At 60.4% G+C, this 20,241-nt stretch carries 16 protein-coding genes; 10 read left to right on the top strand and 6 right to left on the bottom strand.

The annotated features are described in order from the left end of the window. Nucleotides 1-45 precede the first annotated feature (45 nt). Entirely contained in the window at nucleotides 46-1,560 is a 1,515-nt protein-coding gene (guaB, locus tag CAY35_RS02940; protein WP_375231740.1) for an IMP dehydrogenase, read from the top strand. A 108-nt stretch (nucleotides 1,561-1,668) separates the two neighbouring features. Beyond that, entirely contained in the window at nucleotides 1,669-2,811 is a 1,143-nt protein-coding gene (locus tag CAY35_RS02945) for a GuaB3 family IMP dehydrogenase-related protein (RefSeq protein WP_109303225.1), read from the top strand. A 46-nt stretch (nucleotides 2,812-2,857) separates the two neighbouring features. On the opposite strand, the gene CAY35_RS02950 is transcribed toward CAY35_RS02945, so the two are convergent. Then, nucleotides 2,858-3,568: a YoaK family protein gene (locus CAY35_RS02950; protein WP_101630607.1), complete on the bottom strand. Its 711-nt coding sequence runs from the start codon at nucleotides 3,566-3,568 to the stop codon at nucleotides 2,858-2,860. A 110-nt stretch (nucleotides 3,569-3,678) separates the two neighbouring features. Between CAY35_RS02950 and CAY35_RS02955 the strand changes: the two genes are divergently transcribed. The 4 genes from CAY35_RS02955 (at nucleotide 3,679) to CAY35_RS02970 (ending at nucleotide 10,973) form a co-directional block, all read left to right on the top strand. Beyond that, entirely contained in the window at nucleotides 3,679-4,620 is a 942-nt protein-coding gene (locus tag CAY35_RS02955; protein WP_181377457.1) for an SURF1 family protein, read from the top strand. 2 nt (nucleotides 4,621-4,622) lie between these two features. After that, on the top strand, nucleotides 4,623-5,135 hold the full coding sequence (locus tag CAY35_RS02960; protein WP_109303302.1) for a DUF3817 domain-containing protein: 513 nt from the start codon (nucleotides 4,623-4,625) through the stop codon (nucleotides 5,133-5,135). Nucleotides 5,136-5,225: 90 nt separating this feature from the next. Then, nucleotides 5,226-6,773 (top strand): glutamine-hydrolyzing GMP synthase, encoded by a 1,548-nt coding sequence (guaA, locus tag CAY35_RS02965; RefSeq protein ID WP_219930440.1) that lies wholly within the window; start codon nucleotides 5,226-5,228, stop codon nucleotides 6,771-6,773. Nucleotides 6,774-6,962: 189 nt separating this feature from the next. Further along, nucleotides 6,963-10,973: a DUF4011 domain-containing protein gene (locus CAY35_RS02970; RefSeq protein WP_146191903.1), complete on the top strand. Its 4,011-nt coding sequence runs from the start codon at nucleotides 6,963-6,965 to the stop codon at nucleotides 10,971-10,973. A 261-nt stretch (nucleotides 10,974-11,234) separates the two neighbouring features. Here CAY35_RS02970 and cpaB read toward each other — a convergent pair whose 3' ends face one another. Further along, on the bottom strand, nucleotides 11,235-11,975 hold the full coding sequence (gene cpaB / locus CAY35_RS02975) for a Flp pilus assembly protein CpaB (RefSeq protein ID WP_109303228.1): 741 nt from the start codon (nucleotides 11,973-11,975) through the stop codon (nucleotides 11,235-11,237). A gap of 99 nt (nucleotides 11,976-12,074) precedes the next feature. Next, nucleotides 12,075-12,725 carry a 5-formyltetrahydrofolate cyclo-ligase gene (locus CAY35_RS02980; RefSeq protein WP_181377460.1) on the bottom strand — a complete coding sequence of 217 codons (651 nt, stop codon included), beginning with the start codon at nucleotides 12,723-12,725 and terminating at the stop codon, nucleotides 12,075-12,077. Nucleotides 12,726-12,905: 180 nt separating this feature from the next. On the opposite strand from CAY35_RS02980, the gene CAY35_RS02985 reads away from it, so the two are divergent. Further along, nucleotides 12,906-13,736 carry a hypothetical protein gene (locus CAY35_RS02985; RefSeq protein ID WP_109303230.1) on the top strand — a complete coding sequence of 277 codons (831 nt, stop codon included), beginning with the start codon at nucleotides 12,906-12,908 and terminating at the stop codon, nucleotides 13,734-13,736. Nucleotides 13,737-13,836: 100 nt separating this feature from the next. After that, nucleotides 13,837-15,066, top strand: a complete 1,230-nt coding sequence (locus tag CAY35_RS02990; protein ID WP_109303231.1) for a pyridoxal phosphate-dependent aminotransferase — start codon at nucleotides 13,837-13,839, stop codon at nucleotides 15,064-15,066. Between the two features lie 22 nt (nucleotides 15,067-15,088). Here CAY35_RS02990 and CAY35_RS02995 read toward each other — a convergent pair whose 3' ends face one another. Both CAY35_RS02995 and xseA read right to left on the bottom strand, forming a co-directional pair. Beyond that, the gene (locus CAY35_RS02995) at nucleotides 15,089-15,358 is read right to left on the bottom strand and encodes an exodeoxyribonuclease VII small subunit (RefSeq protein ID WP_109303232.1); all 270 of its coding nucleotides are present in this window, start codon (nucleotides 15,356-15,358) and stop codon (nucleotides 15,089-15,091) included. Between the two features lie 68 nt (nucleotides 15,359-15,426). Beyond that, on the bottom strand, nucleotides 15,427-16,761 hold the full coding sequence (gene xseA, locus CAY35_RS03000) for an exodeoxyribonuclease VII large subunit (protein WP_109303233.1): 1,335 nt from the start codon (nucleotides 16,759-16,761) through the stop codon (nucleotides 15,427-15,429). Between the two features lie 126 nt (nucleotides 16,762-16,887). Here xseA and CAY35_RS03005 point away from each other — a divergent pair, with 126 nt between their 5' ends. Both CAY35_RS03005 and CAY35_RS03010 read left to right on the top strand, forming a co-directional pair. After that, a complete protein-coding gene (locus tag CAY35_RS03005) occupies nucleotides 16,888-17,787 on the top strand; it encodes a hypothetical protein (RefSeq protein WP_109303234.1) in 900 nt (299 codons plus the stop codon). 3 nt (nucleotides 17,788-17,790) lie between these two features. After that, the gene (locus CAY35_RS03010) at nucleotides 17,791-18,876 is read left to right on the top strand and encodes a 4-hydroxy-3-methylbut-2-enyl diphosphate reductase (RefSeq protein WP_101630596.1); all 1,086 of its coding nucleotides are present in this window, start codon (nucleotides 17,791-17,793) and stop codon (nucleotides 18,874-18,876) included. Between the two features lie 22 nt (nucleotides 18,877-18,898). Here the strand turns inward: CAY35_RS03010 and rmuC are convergent, their stop codons facing one another. Next, nucleotides 18,899-20,101, bottom strand: a complete 1,203-nt coding sequence (rmuC, locus tag CAY35_RS03015; RefSeq protein WP_181377461.1) for a DNA recombination protein RmuC — start codon at nucleotides 20,099-20,101, stop codon at nucleotides 18,899-18,901. Nucleotides 20,102-20,241: the final 140 nt, after the last annotated feature.

A 20,241-nucleotide genomic window follows, 5' to 3' on the forward strand; every position in this document is an offset into this window, starting at 1 on the left:
TCTAAGATGGACACAAACCATCACCTGCCGTTGAAAGGTGCGCTCGTGAGCTCAAGCGATGACTTCAACCCATTTGCCTTCGAAGGCCTCACTTATGACGACGTCCTGCTGCTGCCAGGGCCAACCGATGTGATCCCTTCCGAAACGGACACCACTACGAAACTGACCCGCCGCATCGACATCAAGGTGCCGATCATCTCCGCGGCGATGGACACCGTGACCGAAGCCCGCATGGCGATCGCGATGGCACGACAGGGCGGTATGGGCATCATCCACCGCAACATTTCGATCGACGACCAGGCTCGCCAGGTCGACACCGTGAAGCGTTCCGAATCCGGGATGATCATCGACCCGGTGACCGTGAACCCTGACGCGACGCTCGCAGACCTCGATGCGCTGTGCGCCCGCTACCGCGTGTCCGGCCTCCCGGTTGTTGACGAGAAGCGTACGCTGCTCGGTATCATCACCAACCGCGACACCCGTTTTGTGCCTCGCGCCGACTGGTCAAGCATCAAGGTCTCCGAGAAGATGACCCCGATGCCGCTCATCACTGCGCCTGTAGGCACGACGCGCGAAAAGACCCTCGAGCTGCTGGCTCAGCACCGCATCGAGAAGCTTCCGCTGGTTGATGACCGCAACAAGCTCATGGGACTCATCACCGTCAAGGACTTCGAGAAGGCCGAGGACTACCCTCTCGCGACCAAGGACGACGAGGGCCGCTTGCGTGTTGGCGCGGCTGTCGGCTTCTTCGGTGAAGGCTATGACCGCGCGATGGCTTTGGTTGATGCCGGCGTGGACGCGCTCGTGGTGGATACCGCGAACGGCCACTCGCAGGGCGTTCTGGACATGATCGCTCGCCTCAAGAAGGATCCGGCGGCGGCTCACGTCGATGTGATTGGTGGCCAGGCCGCGACGTACGAGGGCGCTAAGGCGCTGATTGACGCCGGCGCTGACGCGATCAAGGTTGGCGTTGGCCCGGGTTCGATCTGCACGACCCGCGTGGTCGCTGGTGTGGGTGTTCCGCAGGTGACCGCGATCTATGAGTCCGCGAAGGCGGCCCGCAAGGCCGGCATCCCAGTGATCGCTGACGGTGGCCTCCAGTACTCGGGTGACATCGGCAAGGCGCTGGTTGCTGGTGCTGACTCCGTGATGCTCGGTTCGCTTCTGGCCGGTACCCAGGAATCCCCGGGTGACCTCGTGTTCGTCAACGGCCGCCAGTTCAAGACCTACCGCGGCATGGGCTCGCTCGGCGCGATGCAGACCCGCGGCAAGAACACGTCCTACTCCAAGGACCGCTACTTCCAGGCCGACGTCCCAAGCGACGAGAAGCTCATCCCGGAAGGCATCGAAGGCCAGGTTCCGTACCGCGGCCCGCTCGGCGCTGTAATCCACCAGCTCGTGGGTGGTTTGCGCCAGACCATGTTCTACGTGGGCGGCCACACGATCGCCGAGCTCAAGGAAAAGGGCAAGTTCGTCCGCATCACCGCGGCCGGCCTCAAGGAATCGCACCCACACGACATCGCGATGACGGTCGAGGCACCTAACTACCGCCGCAACTAACGCGCTGTTCCACACAGTTACCGATGGTGGCCCCGCTAAGCCGGGGCCACCATCGTTGTTTAACAACGGTTTTCGATGCGGAGGCGGGGCTGTTGGTAACCTTGGAGCGTGACTAGCGAGATTGAAATCGGCCGTTATCGTCGCGCCCGCCGCGCGTATTCCCTCGATGATGTGGCAATTGTGCCGAATCGTCGTACACGTGACCCGGAGGACGTGTCGACTAAGTGGCAGATTGACGCGTTCACTTTTGACGTCCCGTTCATGGGCGCGCCGATGGATTCGGCGATGTCGCCTAAGACGGCGATCGCCCTGGGCAAGCTGGGTGGCTTGGGCGTCTTGAACCTGGAGGGTATCTGGACCCGCCACGAGAACCCTGAGGCTGTGCTTGAGGAGATCGCTTCGCTCGAATCTGCGCAGCAGCGTGGCTCGAACCCGAAGGTGACCCGCCGCTTGCAGGAGCTTTTGGCGGCGCCGATCCGTCCTGAGCTGATTCATGAGCGCCTGGCCGAGATCCGTGAGGCTGGCGTGGTGGTCGCTGGCTCGCTGACGCCGATGCGCACCCAGGAGCACTACCGTACGGTGCTTGAGGCTGGCGTGGATCTGTTCGTGATCCGCGGGACCACGGTTTCGGCTGAGCACGTGTCCGAGGGCCGTGAGCCGTTGAACCTCAAGCAGTTCATTTACGAGCTCGATGTTCCTGTGATTGTGGGTGGCGCGGCCGGCTACACCCCGGCGTTGCATTTGATGCGCACGGGTGCTGCTGGTGTTCTGGTTGGTTTCGGTGGCGGCGCTACCGGCACGACCCGCCGCGCGATGGGCATTCACGTTCCGATGGCGACCGCGATTGCCGATGTGGCTGCAGCTCGCACCGCGTACCTGGATGAGTCGGGCGGCCGTTACGTGCATGTGATTGCCGATGGTGGCGTCTCTACGTCTGGTGACATCGTCAAGGCGTTGGGTTGCGGCGCGGATGCTGTGATGCTGGGGACGGCTTTGGCCCGCGCTGAGGAGGCTCCAGGCCACGGCTGGCACTGGGGTATGGAAGCCGCTCACGAGCGCTTGCCGCGTGGCGACCGCGTATTTGTTGGCACGGTTGGGCCGCTCGAGCAGGTTGTGTACGGTCCGTCTCACCACACTGACGGCACGTCGAACCTTGCCGGCATGTTGCGTTCGTCGATGGCCACGACCGGCTACGTTGACCTCAAGCAGTTCCAACACGTTGACATGGTGCTGGCGCCGTACAACTCGTAGCTCGGGGTCGTTGCGTCGTTTGGTCTGGACGCCGTTTGGTCTGGACCTAGAGCTCGACGGCTGTTCTGCGTTGGCGGCGGTAGCGTCGCCGGCCAACGTCGCCGGCGACTGCCACGCCGATTGTGAGCAGTGCCGTCACGAGGATCCCGAACTCGGGGGAGACCATGAGGCAGAATCCGCCAGTGAAGGCGCCCGCTAGGAGCGCGAACACGGCGAGTGCGCGGCGTCGGGTTGCTTGACGGCGGTTTTCGCCGGTGAACATGTCTGCGCCGAGGCCCACGATTGTGCTTGTGACGACGATCGTGTTGATGTCGTTGATGTCGACGCGCCGCCCGGCCGCACCTTGCGCGCCCATAAAGAATGCGAGCAGCGCGGTGATGATGTGTCCGGATAGTCCATTGAAAGCGTGGTCTGTGGCGATGCCGGCTATGAAGGTGTAGACCGCTGTTGCCAACATTCCGAGACCAACGAGCGCGAGCGTCGTGGTTGTTTTGAAGGACCAGATGCGGTGTTCTCTGCGTAGGTAGGCTCCAGCGAGCGCGGCGCCGAGGAGGAAGAACACGAACGCGAGCGCGGGGCGTAGCGCGGAGTGTTCAGAGGCGCCGGAGAGTGTGACGCCGAGGATCGCGACGTTGCCGGTCATGTTGCCGGGGAACACACGTCCGAGCGCGAGGAATCCGATCGCGTCGATGATTCCTGAGCTGAACGTGAGCACCAGCATGTAGGCGATGTGGCGCCTGCGGATGGAAATGGACACGGCTGGATTCTAACAATGCTGGAATCTAACAATGGTTGTATTTCCGCGGGGTCGGTGCTCACGGAGCCCCGGTTAAGGGCTCGTGCGGGGTGCTCGATAGGATAAGGGGCGTGCTAAAGACTGCTCTTCAACCTAAGTGGCTTGCCCTGCTACTCGCGTGTTTGGTGGTGTCGACGGGGTTTGTGTGGCTGAGTAAGTGGCAGTTTGATCGTTCTGTGGACCGTGCGCCTACTACGCAGGAGCAGTCCGAGACCGCTGTCCCGCTGGAGAGCCATTTTGAGCCTGGCAAGGACATGACGCATGCGGATGCTGACCAGATTGTGACGATGAAGGGGCGTTACATCGAGGGCACTCAAGCCTATGTTCAGGATCGTCTTTTCGAAGGTGAGCAGGGTTTCTGGGTTGTTCAGGCCTTTGAGGTTGATGGCGTTTCTGATGTGATGCCGGTGGTTCGGGGCTGGCAACCGGGTAAGTCTGAGGTTCCGCCCGCAACAGATGCCGATGAGGTCACGGTGACGGGCCGTCTTTGGCCGTCCGAGGCGCCGGTCGCCAGAGGGCGGGAGGATGACCTGCATGGGTTGCCGGTGCTGAAGGATGTTTCGGCGGCTCGGTTGTCGAACATGTGGAACCGCGATGCGTATGCGGGTTTTGTGGTGGTGTTTGAGCAGAGCCCGGACGATGTGAAGGCTGGTGTTGATCAGCTCAAGCATGTATATGTTGCGCCGGGGTATTTGCAGGAGAACCAGTTGAATTGGCTCAACGTGTTTTACGGCGTTGAGTGGATCGTGTTCGCTGTGTTCTCGTTGTTTGTGTGGTGGCGTCTGGTTCGTGATGATTACCAGAATGAGTTGAAGTTTGAGGCTGAGCTGGCTGCGTGGCAGAAGCGGCAGGATGCTCGTGTTGCGCAGGCTCAGGCTGAGGCTCGGGAACGGTTGGCGGCTCAAGCGTCGGGCCGCGAATTAGGCGATGTCGGGTCGGAAGATGACGCCGGGTCTGAAAGTAACGCTGGGCTGGAAGATAACGCCGGGTCGGAGAATAGAGAGAACGGGTAATGATGACTGAGCAGAATGGTGTTCCGCGTCCTGAGGATGTCCCTATTCCGGAGGACGATCCGATGCCGCAGCGTAAGCAGGGTTTCGGTGGGACTGAGACTCAGATCCGAGGCGCGGCAGTGTTCTTCCGCATCGCGGCGTACACGACCGGTGTCATGTTGTTGCTGCTTGTGGCCGAGATGGTCCTCAAGTATGCCTTCAATTTGATTGCGTATGCGGGCGGCACGATGTTGCGCACGGGTGAAGCGAATGTGTTCACTCTGGCTGAGCCGGGCATGGTGGTCGATGGGTTCAACGTTTCGATTGCGGTCCTGATTGTTCACGGCTGGCTTTACGTCGTGTATTTGCTCGCGACGTTCATTTTGTGGTCCCGTATGCGCTGGGATTTGAAGCAGCTGATCCTGATCGCGTTGGGCGGTGTGATTCCGTTCCTTTCGTTCGTGATGGAGAAGAAGGTGCATCAGCAGGTTGTTGCGGAACTTGAGAAGAACCCGCAGCAGTTGCGTCGTTACTGATCCCACACACTGGTTTGGTACTAAGCACATAGTTAAACGCGATAGGCTTTGAACGTGACTTCTGCAGTAATTCCCCCGCATCCGCGCCCGGTGCTCGTGATCGATTATGGGGCCCAGTATGCGCAGCTGATTGCTCGGCGTGTACGTGAGGCTAACGTGTATTCGGAAGTTGTTCCGCACACGTTTTCGACTGAGCAGATCCTGGCTAAGAACCCTGTTGCCTTGATTCTTTCGGGTGGCCCGTCGTCGGTTTATGCCGATGGTGCCCCGAAGGTTCCTGAAGGCTTGTTTGAGACTGGCTTGCCTACGTTGGGTATTTGCTATGGCTTCCAGGCTATGGCGAATGCTTTGGGCGGCACGGTTTCGCAGACGAATCAGCGTGAGTATGGTTCGACTCCGGTGTCCTCGAAGGACGAGGCATGCACGCTGTTTGATGGTCTGCCGGAAGCGCAGATCGCGTGGATGAGCCACGGGGATGCTGTGACTGAGGCCCCCGAGGGATTCACTGTTTTGGCTTCCACGGAGCGCACGCCTGTTGCTGCTTTCGCTGATGAGGAGCGCAAGCTTTACGGTGTCCAGTGGCACCCTGAGGTTCAGCATTCCACGCATGGCCAGCAGCTTTTGAAGAACTTCTTGTATGAGTCGGCTGGCTTGAGCCCGGACTGGACTGCTGAGTCCGTGGTGGAGGACCAGGTTGCGCGGATCCGTGAGCAGATCGGTAACAAGCGCGCGATTTGTGGCCTTTCTGGCGGCGTTGACTCCGCTGTTGCTGCTGCTTTGGTTCAGCGCGCGGTGGGGGATCAGCTGACGTGTGTCTATGTTGACCATGGTTTGATGCGTGCCGGTGAGTCGGAGGCCATTGAGCAGGCTTTCGGTAAGGCTCATGGTGGCGCTGTGTTGAAGGTCGTTGACGCTTCCGAGGTGTTCTTGGAGAAGCTCAAGGGCGTCACGGATCCTGAGACGAAGCGCAAGATCATCGGCGAGCAGTTCATCCGTACGTTTGAGCGTGCTCAGGCTGAGATTGTCGCTGAGTCCGAGGGCGAGGACGTTGCGTTCTTGGTTCAGGGCACGTTGTACCCGGACGTTGTCGAGTCTGGTGGCGGCGAGGGTGCAGCCAACATTAAGAGCCACCACAATGTGGGTGGCTTGCCGGAGGACCTCGAGTTCGAGCTGGTTGAGCCGCTGCGTGAGCTGTTCAAGGACGAGGTTCGTGCCGTTGGTACGGAGCTTGGCTTGCCGGATGAGATTGTTCACCGTCAGCCGTTCCCTGGCCCGGGTCTTGGCATCCGCATCATCGGTGCGGTGGATAAGGAACGCCTGGATCTGCTGCGTGAAGCAGATGCCATTGTCCGCGAGGAAATGACCAAGGCTGGCCTGGACCGCGAAGTGTGGCAGATGCCTGTTGTTTTGCTGGCTGATGTCCGTTCGGTGGGTGTTCAGGGCGATAGCCGTACGTATGGCCACCCGATCGTATTGCGCCCGGTCACGAGCGAGGATGCGATGACTGCGGATTGGGCGCGGTTGCCGTATGACTTGATCGCGAAGATCTCTAACCGCATCACGAATGAAGTTGATGGTGTGAACCGCGTGGTTGTCGATGTGACGTCGAAGCCGCCGGGCACGATCGAGTGGGAGTGATTCCCGAGAAGGGGACACCTGCCGGTAGCGCTGTAGCGTTGCGGCGCCGGGTGTTTGTGTAGCGCCGCGGTATGTCACATGTGTTGTAGATGCGTGTGGATGCCGCGGCGTTGCGCATTCTGCTCGGTGGGGTGAACTACCGTTGTGTATTGACGTGCCGTGATGGATGGAGTGAGGAATCAGGTGAGCGTGCAGCAGACCCCCGAGACCCGTTTTCGTGACTGGGTTCAGTCGTTGAGTGGTTCGGCTGGTACGGATTCTTTGTTGCGGTTTGTTCCGACGGAGAAGAACGCGGTTGAACTGACTCACGCGCATCCGTCCGGTTTGGCGCAGTTTTTGACGGGACGTCGCACTCGTTTGTCGACGCTTCTGCGTGACCCGGTTCAGTACAAGAATGCTCGTCGTACGACTCGTGCGATGGCTACGCGCATGCGTGAGATCTCGGAGTCCCGCGGTGTTGATGTGGGTTATTTCGCGGCTGGTTTGGTGACGTGGCGTACGCTGCGTTCGGGGCGCACTGAGTATTACTCCTCGCCGCTGATGCTGGGCCGTGTTTCGTTGCAGCGCCGCGAGGGTGTTGACGATGAAGAGTTGCAGCTGGTGGGGCGCGCTACTCCGAATGAAACGCTGCTGCGGTTCTTGAAGAGCTCTTATGGTATCGATGTGCGGCCTGAGGACCTGTTGAAGGCCGGCTACATGACGGCTCGCTTCAACCCCTCGGGTCCGGTCACTGTTTTGCGTGACATCGCCGCGAAAGCTGGCGCGACCATCGTTATTGAGGACCGAGTATGCGTTTCGACCTTCCCGGCTGCGAGCGATCCGGTGGACCCTTCGGTTGTTTCGGTGAACCACCCGATCATCGCCGCGTTGCTCGATGAGTTCGCACCGGTTGATGAGGACGCGGGTGCTTCCTATGACCTGGCGACGAAGGTCGCTGACATCACGGGTGCGGATGAGCCTGAGCCGGGTGTTGCTGATGACGAGGATTCCGCTGACGACGAGGCGTCTGCCGACGAAACCGTCAGCGATGAAGCTACCGATGACGATGCGTCCGCGGACGTCGCCGCGTCGGAGGACGATGCCGAGAGCGACGCTGAGGAAGACGCTGAGGAACCTGTAGAGGTTCAGGTTGCTCCGACCTTGCTGGATGATGTCGAAACCCCGGGGGCCGATGACCGCGATCCGGCGGACGAGCTTTTGGTGACCGATGTTGATGACGATGCGTATGCGGTTTTGGATGCGGTGTCGAAAGGTAAGTCGGTTACGGTCAGCGCACCTCCGGGAACGGATCGCATCAACCTTGCTGTGAACGCGGCTGCGCGTTTGGCGGCAGACGGCAAGCGGGTACTCATTGTCGCTGAGCGCGAGTCCACGATGCAGCAGGTCACGGCGATGTTCGCGGACGTGAGCCTTGAGACGCTGCTTTTGAAGCTTGACCGGAATTCCGATCCGGAGTCGTTGCGTGAGCGTTTGATGGACGCGATTTTGCGTAACGAGCGCGCGGGCGAGACGGATACGTCGACGAACGATTCTGTGGCGCGGGCTCGCCGTGGCGAGCTGGTCGAGCATATTCGTTCGTTGCATTCGGTGCGTTCGCGTTGGGGCGCTTCGCCGCTGGAAGCTATGCAGGAGCTTGCGCGTCTGTCCTCTGAGGCCGATGCTCCCGCGACGACGGTGCGTTTGAAGCGCTCTGTTTTGGATGTGATGACGGACCGCGGGGCTGTGGTTGAGCAGTTGCAGCGGATTGCTGAGTTGGGTGGTTTCGCTCAGGAGTCTGTTGAGAGCCCTTGGTATGGCTCGCGTTTGCGGAACCAGGGTGAGGCTGAGGCCGCGGTTGAGCTGGTCGGCGAGCTTGCCGAGTCGATTCCTGAGCTGTGTGGAACTCTTGAAGAGACGGCGTCTTCGACCCGCATCAAGCCTGTTGAGTCTTTCGCGCAGTGGGGCGATACGCTGCGGCTTCTGGTTGCTGTTCGCCGTAGCTTGGATCTGTTTGAGCCGGATATTTTCGACAAGCCTGTTGATGATTTGATCGCGGCTACGGCCTCGGCTCAGTGGCGACGTGATCGCGGTATTGAGATGTCCGCGATGACGCGTTCGCGTTTGCGTCGCGTCGCTAAAGAGTATGTTCGCCCGGGCGTGCACATCGATGATTTGCATACGGCGTTGACCCAGGTGCGTGAGCAGCGGGTTGAGTGGGAGAAACTCGCAACGGATCGCCGCTACCCGTCGATTCCGGCTGGTTTGGAGCGTGTGTTGCAGACGTTCCGGTCGGTTTCTGCGAGCTTGAATCAGTTGCAGGCCGTGCTTCCTGAGGATGAGGATCGGTTGGATTCGTTGCCGACCGACGCGCTGCAGGAACGTTTGGCGTTGTTGCAAGAGAAGAAGTCTGATCTGGATACGATCCCTGAGCGCACGCTTCTGATGGAGACGTTGCGTGAGAAGGGGCTCGGCGAGCTTCTGGATGATTTCGCTGAGCGTCATGTGAAGGCTGACGCGTTGGCGCCGGAACTTGAGCTTGCGTGGTGGCAGTCGGTTCTGGAAGCGATGATTTCGGGCGATGACTATCTTGCGTTGCAGAATTCGCGGGATCTGGAGAAGATCCGTGCCGAATTTGAGCGCGCGGATGCCCAGCACATTCAGCAGGGTTCGGCGCGGGTGCGGGAGGCTCTTTCGCGTCGTTGGAAAGCCGCGATTGCTGATCACCGTGTGGGTGCGCGGGACATGCGTGCTTTGTTGAAGGTGGGCGATCCTACGCCGCAGCAGCTTGCGGCTTTGGCCCCGGCTGTTGTGGGGTCGGCGACTCCCGTGTGGGTTGGTGCGCCGCTGTATTTGCCTACGGTTTTGCCGCGTTGGTCGCGTTTCGATGCCGCTATCTTGTTGGATGCGGAGTCGCTTGCGCTCGAGGCATCGTTGACGACAATCAGCCGTGTCGATCAGGTCGTGGCGATCGGTGACCCGAACACGGGTGTGCCTGCCCGGTTGAATGTCGAGGTCGACAAGCCGTTGACCGTTGGCAAGGGGGAAGAGCCGCCACTGAGTGCTTTCGAGGCGCTTGGTCGCGTGACGTTGCGCCGTAGCTTGACTCAGAACACGCGGGTTTTGGACGACCGTTTCGTTGAGACGTTGAGACCTCAGTATGAGCAGGGTTTGAAAGCTTTCCCGACCCCGGCAACGGTTGATGCGTCTGTCGAGTTGGTAAGGATTGAGGATCCGCGTGCAACTGCAGGTCAGGGGACGGTGACGTCCACCTCGACTGAGGTTGAGAAGGTTGTGCGGATGGTCTTCGAGCAACTCACGCAGCATCCTGAGCGTTCGCTCGCTGTCGTTGCGGGCACTCCTGAACATGCACAGGAGATTGCTCGTGGCATTAGTAATGCTCTTCCGCATCATCCAAGCGCGGTGCCGTCGTTCCAGCGTCGCCATGAGCCCTTCATCGTGACGTCTGCGGATCGCGTTGATGGCCTGCGTCGTGACTCGGTGATTTTCTCTCTTGGCTTCGCGAACAGTCCGCAGGGCCGCCAGCCTCAGCATTTCGGTGAGCTGAATGGCCGTAATGGTTTGCGGTTCGTGATGTCGAGCGTTGCCGCGGCCCGTTCGTGGCTGTACCTCGTGTGCGCTTTGCCTCTCGACCAGCTTGAAGAGCGCATGGTTTTGGCTCATAGCGGCCCGTTGGCTGAGCAGACCCCGGCGCGATCCGGTATGGAGTTGCTGACTCGTCTGATGCGTTCGGTTGAAGAACCTCGTACGTATGAGTTGTTGAAGCCTGGGTTCAAGACGAGGTCTGCGAAGACTGATGCGCGGCCGGCGGCTGGCGTCGATCAGAAGGCGTCCGATGCGGTTGCTTGCCGTGACGGGCATGGCGGCGCTTTGATGGCGGACTTGGCTGATCGTCTGCGTGGCTACGGGCTTACTGTTATCCAGCATCCGGGTTTCGGAGTGGATCTGGCGGTGTATGGCCCGGTATGGCACGAGCGTCGTCCGCTCGCGGTTTCCGTGGATTCCTCGCCGGAGTATGCGCGGCAGTCGGTGCGTAGCCGTACGCGTACCGTACCGGCGGCTCTGAAGCGTCGAGGATGGAAGCCTGTTCAGTTGTGGACGATCGACGTGTTCAAGGACCCTGATGCAGTCGCACGGAGCATCGCTTCGCAGCTCGGTGTTGATGCACAGCGCGGCGTTGATGCGTCCGCGCAGGAATCGTGACAGGGCTGTTCTCATGACAGGGCCGCGGCGTCGTAGGGTCGCGTCGGTTCCGCCGACGCGGCTGGGCGGAAAGCCTGCTGATCTCGTGGGTTCGTGGGAAGCTGACCTTCCCACGAACCCGGCGCTGCGTGAGGGGGTGTCTCACGTGGTTGGGCCTTCACAACGTTCCCAGGACGAGGAAGAACAGCCAGGGGATGCTGCACTTCTCGCTGAGCGGCCGCCGCATTGGAGCGGGCCGGCTTCTTAAGACTCGCGCGCACGTCACCGCTCGCTCTCGCCGGGCCTGCGGATCACCAAGGTGACGCTTCCGCGCTGGTGAGCCGCGGACACCACCGGCGCCTGGTCTTCGGTGACTTCCAAGACCACGATGGCGCCGTCGGCATCCTGCTTACCTATAGGCAACCAATCGGCGGCGGTATCGGGGGATCCCGCCCACAAGACCTTGGCGCGGGCTGCGACCACGTCGGTGTGGACATCACCTACTTCATCCGCGCGGGTCAGTACAACGTCAACGTAGTCGCCGCGTCGCACAAAACCTGCGGAAACCGTGTTCGACAATGCCACACCCACGGCGACGTGCCCCGCGCTGACTTCGCGGAGCATCTCAGAGCCAGCGACTGCGGACTCATGAAGCGGGACACCCGCCGGCCAGTCGACAGCAAGAGTTTGCCCCACAACATCGGATGTGCGAGTGAGGGCACCGTCCGGAGCGGAGCCCAGCAGCTCAACCGTCGTGAGGTCATCAGCAGTCACGGATTGTCCGGCTGCGATCGCATGGGCTGGTGCAACAACGCTCGCTCGGGGAGGGGCCTGGGCAGATACGATGCTGAGCCCCAGGCCTACGCAACAGAAAGCGCTCACCGCGGCCACCAGACGTCGATGGGCGTGCCACCATTCCGCCGGAGTGCGGCGGGGCCGTGCCAAGCGTTGGGTGGACGGTGACGAGCGCTCTCGGCGATTGGACTGGTTCCGAGGGGAGCGGGGCCGGGACAACAGGTTCATGGAACCCAGTCTTGTTCGTCCGGAACTTCACCGGGGAACTGCCAAGAAATCTGTGGATGAGCCCTGTTCAAAGGCAATGTGTGGATACAGAAACTGCTGTTAGCGCAGCGGATGCAGGTTGTGAGGCGTCCACACGTAGTCGGCTACCGCATCCCACGGCTCGGCAGGGACCTCGCCGGTGGGGTAGACCTCATCCTCAAACACCGCCGCGACCAGAACCGAGCCGGCTGGAAGGGTTTCAACAAACCGGTCATAGAATCCGCCGCCTTGCCCGAGCCGTAGCCCGGCCCCATCCACGGCCAGCGCCGGCAATACGACCACCATCGGATGCGTCGGCAGTTCAAGCTCTTCGCCGCCAACCGGCTCAGGAACCGGCGCGACTGATCCGGTGGTCATTTCAAGATCAGGATGCCACCGGACCCAACTCATGCACGCATCAGGCAAGCTCCGCGGAACCGCAACGCGCAGACCCGCGTCGTGCAGGGACCGCATCGCAAGCGCAACATCGGGTTCGGTATCTGCCGCGCAATATGCGAGCACAACTGGAACAGCACCTTCTGGCGTTACTTGCCGCGCCACTCGGATGACCTCAGCGGAGCGGCACGCGAAACCTTCAGCGGCAGCCTTTCGCGCATCGGCGCCACGTTGACGACGAACGGACCTGATGTGGGAACGCAGGGCCTTCTTCGCGATGCTTGAGACAATGGCGTGCGGGCCGGCCTGAGGCAGATTGGCTGTGGTGTCTTCCACGGGAATGCTCCGAGAATGTCGATGAGGGATGGTTTGCAGGCAGTCTCACCAAATAAGAGTTACATTGATGTAGTTTAGTGCCAACACACCGCGAAAACTCCCGTGATCTTGGGGTTTATGTCGTTAGCGTTATATAAGAAAACCGTTCAGACTTCCGTTGATATCTACCAAGGAGGGCGCATGACCGCCGACGCAAAGCGCTCGCAAGGACGCCTCAAAATCCGTTGGGGCCGGCTCAGTGTAGCCGCGATTGGTGCCCTGGCTTTGGTGGGGGCGCCTGTTTTCTTGGTGCTTGCCGCTCTGACTCCGATGAGCTGGTGGTGGCCGCTGGCTAGCGTCCTGATCGCTTTTGGAACGCTAGTTACGTTGCGTACGTGGGCTGTTCAGGAGCGTCGTCAGGAAGCCTGGAAGCGTGCGGCTGAAGAGGTTGCCGCGCAGCACGAGCAGGAAGCAGCTGAGACTGACGAACAGTCTGAGGTTGCGACCGATGCTTCGGAGGTCGCGGCCGAAACCGAAGCTTCTGATGAGCTGAACGACGCGCAGGAATCCGCAGAGACGGAGACCGCTGAACAGAATACTGAGCAGGCCGTTGCCGAGGCGGAAGCGGACGACGCCCCGTTCGATGTCGACGGCGGTGTCGACGGCGGCGCTGAGCCTGCAGCTACCGATGCGGAAACCACTGCGGAAGCTGAAACAGACGCCGATGCTCAGGCAGAAGCCGACGCAACGTCTGAGGCAGAAGCCGCGGAAGAGGCGTCGGGCTCTGAGGAAGCGAAGCGTGTTGCTGAGGCGACGAAGGCCGGTAAGGGCTGGGTTCCGAATAAGCTTCCGGCACCTGGTTACGCCTCCAAGGCTGAGGCTCGCCGCGAGAAGCCTGAGCCGTTCCAGGTTGAGGAGAAGAAACCTGAAGAGGTCACGTCGATCCGCAAGTCTGAGCGCGCACGTGCTGAGCGTGAACGTCACCAGAACGCGTTGGATCTGGACGACATCATGAACCGTCGTCGGGCATAAGCCACGTTAGTAGTCCCGATGCATGACACATCGGAGTAATCTTGGAGAGGCGTCGATCACGTTTGTGATCGACGCCTTTTCAGCATGATTGGATAGAAGAATGTCGGAGATCAAACAGTCAGCCAAGCTCAACAATGTTCTGTATGACATCCGTGGGCCTGTGCTTAAGGAAGCGCAACGTATCGAAGAGCAGGGCAACCGTGTCCTGAAGCTGAACATCGGGAACCCCGCGCCGTTCGGTTTTGAGGCGCCCGATGCGGTGTTGGTTGACATGATCCGGAACCTTCCGCACGCGCAGGGGTATTCGGATTCGAAGGGCATTTTGTCTGCCCGCACTGCTGTCAGCCAGTACTACCAGACCAAGGGCATCCAGACCATCGGGGTCGATGACATCTACCTTGGCAACGGTGTTTCTGAGTTGATCCAGCTGAGCTTGAACGCGTTGCTGAACCAGGGCGATGAGGTTCTGATTCCTGCGCCGGACTATCCGCTGTGGACTGCCGCGACGTCGTTGTCGGGTGGTAAACCGGTTCACTACTTGTGTGTCGAGGAAGAGGGGTGGATGCCTGACCTCGAGGATATGGAAAGCAAGATCACGCCTCGCACTAAGGGCATCGTGGTGATCAACCCGAACAACCCGACTGGCGCGGTGTACCCGAAGCACGTGCTCGAGGGGATTTTGGAGCTTGCTCGTAAGCATGGGCTGGTGGTTTTCGCGGATGAGATTTACGAGAAGATCACGTATGACGGCGCGCAGATGCACAACATGGCGGCGCTTTCGGACGATGTCTTGACGTTGTCTTTCTCTGGGTTGTCGAAGGCTTACCGCGTGTGTGGTTACCGGGCTGGCTGGATGGCGATTTCTGGCCCTAAGCACACCGCATCTGACTACATTGAGGGTATCGATCTGCTCGCGAACATGCGCTTGTGCGCTAACGTTCCCGCGCAGCACGCGATCCAGACGGCACTGGGCGGTTACCAGTCGATCAACGACTTGATTCTGCCGGGTGGGCGCTTGCTGGAGCAGCGTAACGTCGCGTATCACCGTTTGAACGCGATCCCTGGTGTTTCGGCGCAGCAGGCTGATGGTTCGCTTTACTTGTTCCCGCGCCTTGACCCTGAGGTGTACCCGATCAAGGACGACGAGCAGTTCGCGTTGGATCTTTTGCGTCAGCAGCGGATCCTCGTGACGCAGGGTACCGGCTTCAATTGGCCGAACCCCGATCACTTCCGGCTCGTGTTCTTGCCGGGCGTGGATCTGCTCAATGAAGCGCTGGACCGCATCGAGGAATACCTCGAGGGCCTGCGTGAGCGCGGTGTCCGTTACTGACTAGCCGGTAGCGCTACTTGTTTTAGGCGTGGGCCGTTCCGTCTTCGGATGGGGCGGCCGACGTTGGTGTTTCCTCGCGGCGTGCTTTCGCAGCGTCGAGTTTGGCTTGTGCGCCGTCGAGCCATGCCTGGCAGCGCTGGGCTAGCTGTTCGCCACGTTCCCACAGTTCGAGGGATTCTTCGAGGGTTGCGCCGCCGGCTTCGAGTCGCTGCACGACGTTGATGAGTTCGGCGCGGGCCTGCTCGTAAGAGAGCGTGGATACGTCAGGGCGTTCGGTTGGGTTCTCAGTCATAGGGATTCCTTCGTGGGTTTCAGTTCAGACGGGCAGTTCAGGCGGGTTTCGGTTTAGAAGGGCTCGGCTTAGTTGCGTGCTCCGCGGGAGGTCAGCGTCAGTGTTCCGTCGCTGAGCCTTGCGGTGAGTTCGGTGTCTTCGGGTGCTTGGTCGGTGTTCATGATGACGCGTCCTGTTGTGCTGTCTTGGAGCACTGAGTAGCCGCGTTCAAGGGTTTTCTGTGGGGAGAGTGAGCGCACCCGGTCGAGGAGATGTGTGATCTCTTGGCGCGAGTGGGTCAGTGCACCGCGCGTTGATAGTTCAAGCCTGCCCTCCCACTGTGAGAGTTCGCTGCGGCGTTCCTCGACCATCCGTTCAGGGTTTTGTAGAACAGGCCGGGAGCGGCGGTCGGCGAGGTCTGTTCGGGCTCGGGTCAGCATCGTGTGTATTGCGGCGTCGATGCGGGCTAGCCCTTCGAGGATGGTTGCTTTCTCCACGGCGACGTCGGGGATGATGCGTTTCGCGGCGTCGGTGGGGGTTGAGGCGCGGAGGTCGGCCACATCGTCGAGGATGGGGCGGTCGTTCTCGTGACCGATCGCGGAGACGACGGGGGTTTGCGCGGCTGCGACGGCGCGGATGATGCGTTCGTCGCTGAAACCGAGGAGGTCTTCAAGGGAGCCGCCACCGCGGGCGATCACGATCACGTCGACTCGCGGGTCAGCGTCGAGGTCTTCGAGGGCCGCGAGGACCTCAGGTACGTTGCGTGTGCCTTGGACGGCGACGTGCCGGACTTCGAATTCAACTGCAGGCCAGCGCAACTCCGCGTTGCGGAGGACGTCCTTTTCCGCATCGGAATGTGCGCCTGTGATGAGGCCGATCCGTTGCGGGAGGAAGGGGATTGGCTTCTTGCGTTCGGGTGCGAAGAGGCCTTCCGCGGCTAGTGAGCGGCGGAGCTTTTCAAGCCGCAGCAGCAGCTCACCTTCGCCGACGGGTTTCATGTCGGTGACGTGCATCGAGAGGCGGCCGGTTTTGAGCCAGAAGTTGGGTTTGATGCGGGCTACGACGCGTTGCCCGACTTCGGGCCGGGTTTCGAGTGAGCCTGCGACGTTCCCCCAGATCGCAAGCGAGAGCGACGCTTCTTCTTCGAGGTCTCGCATGGTTGCGAAGACGGATCCGCGGCGGTGATTGACCTCAATGAGTTGGCCTTCGACCCACGTGTTGGAGACACGTTCGATGTGGCTTTTGAGGTTGTTCGCGAAGTAGCTGAGCGGCCACGGGTTTTCGTCGGTGGTTTCCGCGGCGGTGCTGGCGAGGGTTCGTTGCGGGTCGGGGGTAGGCACGGATGCGGCGTCTGGAAGCTGAAGCGACGCGTCGGTTGCGGCGGCCTCGCCAGGTGTTTGGGGCGCATCGGGTGTTTGAGTCATGCCCGTGTGTTTCCTTCCCGTTGTTGTTACACACCATTAGACCTGATGTCCATGGGGTTGGGGCAAGCTATGTGGATAGGATTGTGTTTGTCCACACCGTAGGGCCCTGAGATGGGATGTTGATCTGTGCGTAATGTTTTGGCTGTTTTGTTGGCGGCTACCGCGGCGGTGTGTGGTGCGTTGGCGTGGTCGGGTTTCCGGGTGGATGGGTTTTTGGATCACCCGGATGAGGTCAAGAAGCTGTATGGGCCGGTGATTGATGATCCGCAGGTGCGGGAGCGGCTCACGAAGAACGCGAATGACAAGCTGTTCCAGGGTATTCATGTCGAGAATGCTCAGTTGGAGGGTCTGCTTGAGGAGCCGCTGGGCAAGGTGGTCGATGCGGTTTTGGATAGCCCTGAGGCGCATGCGGCGTGGTTGGAGACGTTGGATGAGTCTCGGGCTGCTTACGTTGAGCAGGTGCGGTCCGGGCAGGCTTCTGCCGGCGAGATCCCATTGGTTTTGGATCCTTTCGTGAAGCAAGTGAACGCGAAGGTTGATCAGGTTGTGGATCAGCTGGCGGAGCGGTTCCCGGCGTTGCGTTCCATGGTGCCGGCTTCGGGCGCCGTGTTCGGGGATGAGTGGCGTATGCGGTTCAGCATTGCGGAGCGGATCCCGATTTCTGCAGTGGGTGTGCCGATGTTGACGTCGCAGGTGAAGCAGTCGGCTCATTGGGAGGCGTATGCCGTGGTTTCGGCAGCGGCTTTGGTTTTGGCGTTGCTGGTTGCGAAGCGCCGTGCGGTGGTGTTCATGGCGGCTGGGTTTGTGGCGGTTGCGATGGGCGCGCTGGTGATGGGGTTGACGGGGATGTTGGATACGTCGGCTCGCGTGGTTTCGGAGCCGTTGGCTCGCCCGTTTATTTTGGGGATTAAGGATGTTGCGGGTTCGGTTGGTTTGCCGGTGCTGATTGCTGGTGGGGTTTTGGTTGTGTTGGCTTTGGTTGGTTTGGGTATAGGCCGTGCTCGTAGGCGGCCGGTAGAATACTGAAGTATGTCGACTGCTGCTGTTTCTTTGGGTTTGCCTCCGGTTCCGCGTGTGCGTCGTTCTCGTGAAGAGGTTGAGGCTGCGGCTGAGGTTCGTGGGCCTAAGCGTGTGCTTTTGGCTGAGCCGCGTGGTTATTGCGCGGGTGTTGACCGTGCGGTGATCACGGTTGAGAAGGCTTTGGAGCATTTTGGTCCGCCGATTTATGTGCGTAAGCAGATTGTGCATAACCGCCACGTTGTTGAGACGTTGGAGGAGCGCGGCGCGATTTTCGTGGAGGAGACCGATGAGGTGCCTGAGGGTGCCATGGTGATTTTCTCTGCGCATGGTGTTTCGCCGGCTGTGCATCAGGAGGCTGCGGAGAGGAATCTGCGCACGATTGATGCGACGTGCCCGTTGGTGACGAAGGTTCACCGTGAGGCTGTGCGTTTCGCGAAGGCTGGTCAGGAGATTTTGCTGATTGGTCATGATGGTCACGAAGAGGTTGAGGGCACGTATGGTGAGGCCCCTGAAGTGACGACGGTGGTGAATGACGTTGAGGAGGCGCGCACGGTTCAGGTGAAGAATCCTGATTCGTTGCGTTGGTTGTCTCAGACGACGTTGTCGGTTGACGAGACGATGGAGATTGTTGAGGTTTTGCGGGAGCGTTTCCCGAATCTGCAGGATCCGCCGTCGGACGATATTTGTTATGCGACGACTAACCGTCAGTCTGCGATTAAGGAGTTGGCGCCGCGCGCTGATTTGGTGATCGTGGTGGGTTCTACGAATTCGTCGAATTCGGTGCGGTTGGTTGAGGTTGCGTTGCAGTATGGCGCTAAGCGTGCGGAGTTGGTGGATTTCGCTCGTGAGGTGGATGAGTCCTGGTTTGAGGGCGTCGCCACGGTGGGTGTCTCTTCGGGCGCTTCTGTTCCTGATGTTTTGGTTCAGGAGGTTTTGGATCTTCTGGCTGAGTACGGTTATTCCGATGTTGAGCCGGTTGTGACGGCGGAGGAGGACATTCTGTTCTCGTTGCCTAAGGAGCTTCGCGCTAAGTTGCGTGAGGACGGCGATGATTCCCGTGTTCTGGGTGGCCGTGGAGCACGCCCGACCACGTAGTTTTTGACACACGCCCAACCACTTAGTCGTTGATGTGTGGCGCCGGGTTTGCGCTGGTGCCGAGGGCTGTAAGGTCCTGTTCGGCGTTGGATGCTCCGATGGCGGGATCGAGTTCTTGGATACGGCGCAGGCTTGGGATGAGCCGGACGTTCATTGAGCTGAGGATCCGGTTGTAGCTTTCGACGCTGTGGTTGAGTGCTTTCCCGTGTTCGTTGAAGTGGCCGATGACCACTCCGATGCGCTGGTGCAGCGTTTTCGCTTCTTTATAGAGGGCGGTCGCGTTATCGGTGAGCTGGTGCTGACGCCATGACACGGCGAGGCCCTTGAGGATGGCGAGCAACGTGTTGGGGGAGGCCAGTACAACGTTGTTCGCGAACGCGGTATCGAGTAGTTGCGGGCGTGCGTCAAGTGCGCGGGAGAGCATTGACTCTGCTGGCACGAAACACACGACGACGTCCGGGCTGCCGTCGAGCACGGTTTCGTAGGAGCGTTTGCTGAGTTCTTTGATCCGGTCTTCGAGCACTTTCGCGGTGCTGAGTTCGTATTCACGTTGATCGGCGAATGATGCGGCGTCTGGGAACGGCGCTTTCGCGTCGACGGCGATGTTGCCGTTGCCTGGCAGGTGCACGACCATGTCGGGACGCCCACCGGGCGCTTCACCACTTGCCCGTACCGAGGCTTGCTCGGTGAAGTCGACGTAGCGGGCCATCCCGGCCAGCTCGACGATGCGCCGCAGCTGGATTTCTCCCCAAGTTCCGCGTTTGGAGCTGTCTTTGAGCGCACCGGCTAGGGCCGTTGTGGTTGTGAGCAGTTTCTGGTCGTGCTCCATGAGGCTGCGCAACTGCTCTTGGAGGGTTGCATCGTGCCGGTTGCGTTGCTTCTCCATGCTGTTGACCGTGATCCCAAGTTCATGGAGCTTGGTCGTCATCGGCGCGAGCGTGCGCAGGATCTGGTTTTCGGTCTGCTCTTGCTCCGCCTTCTGCGCCTCGTATTCGGCTTGGGCACGTTCCAATACGTTCGCACGCCCGAGCGCACCCGCAGCTTCTTCCCGCGCGCGAGACTCCGCAGCACGCGCTTCATCGAGCCCGCGCTGTAACTGATTCACGCTCGCTTGCAAACGTTCCACCTCGCCCCGTTCCGCAGAGCCAGGTCCCCAACGCAACGCTGCGAACGCACCCAACACGAGCCCGATCAGCAGGGCGAAAACTGCGACAAGTACAGACATAACCTCCATGCATCGAGCTTCTCAGGACCCCCTGACAGTTTGAAACTGAGCAGAGCCTCAACCGTGAAAGACGCCCATAACACCCCACAAAACAGCGGTGGCTCCCTCCGCATGGAAGGAGCCACCGCGTTGTTATCGGC

It is taken from the genome of Pseudoglutamicibacter cumminsii, from assembly GCF_003143995.1.
GTDB classification, from domain to species: domain Bacteria; phylum Actinomycetota; class Actinomycetes; order Actinomycetales; family Micrococcaceae; genus Pseudoglutamicibacter; species Pseudoglutamicibacter cumminsii_B.